Origin of the sequence: Vibrio sp. 10N.222.49.C9 (assembly GCF_041474985.1) — a bacterium.
In the GTDB taxonomy this organism is placed as follows: Bacteria; Pseudomonadota; Gammaproteobacteria; order Enterobacterales; family Vibrionaceae; genus Vibrio; species Vibrio crassostreae_C.
In genome coordinates, this window is the sequence record NZ_JBFRVD010001162.1 from 1 (window position 1) to 403 (window position 403).

Below are 403 nucleotides of genomic sequence, written 5' to 3' on the forward strand. Positions count from 1 at the left end.
GAACCGGGTGTATCAGTTTGTCGACGAAGAAAAGAAGCGTTATGTGGTGAAATTTTACCGCCCGCAACGCTGGAGCGAGCAACAGATCCAAGAAGAGCACGACTTTACGCTATCACTGCTTGAGCATGAGATACCTATCGCCCCACCGGTGATCATTGATGGAAAAACCCTTCATCATCATGAGGGCTATCTTTTCACTCTATTTGAGAGTGTTGGCGGTCGTCAGTTTGAAGTCGACAACTATGATCAACTCGAGATGGTTGGACGATTCTTAGGGCGGATTCATAAAGTCAGCGAAGGGTTACCCACATTTAAGCATCGACCGACAATGGGTCTAGAGGAATACCTCTATCAATCTCGCGATATACTTAAGAAAAGCCAGTTTATCCCAGCACATATAGAG

The 403-nt window shown here is 45.9% G+C and carries 1 protein-coding gene; it reads left to right on the forward strand.

The features are described from left to right. A partial coding sequence (locus AB4585_RS27370) for a phosphotransferase (RefSeq protein ID WP_372171892.1) occupies positions 1 to 403 on the forward strand: 403 nt, incomplete at both ends.